This window comes from Rhodococcus sp. no. 34, assembly GCF_054589475.1.
Map to the genome: position 1 here is coordinate 1 of NZ_BAAILK010000044.1, position 204 is coordinate 204.

Annotated in this window: 1 rRNA gene; it reads right to left on the reverse strand. The window is 57.8% G+C overall.

What is annotated here, in order from left to right:
- Positions 1 to 204 (reverse strand): 16S ribosomal RNA (locus ACYP01_RS21235); the annotation flags it as partial.

Below are 204 nucleotides of genomic sequence, written 5' to 3' on the forward strand. Positions count from 1 at the left end.
CAGGTCGGCTACCCGTCGTCGCCTTGGTAGGCCATTACCCCACCAACAAGCTGATAGGCCGCGGGCCCATCCTGCACCGATAAATCTTTCCACCCCAAGTCATGCAACCTGAGGTCATATCCGGTATTAGACCCAGTTTCCCAGGCTTATCCCGAAGTGCAGGGCAGATCACCCACGTGTTACTCACCCGTTCGCCGCTCGTGT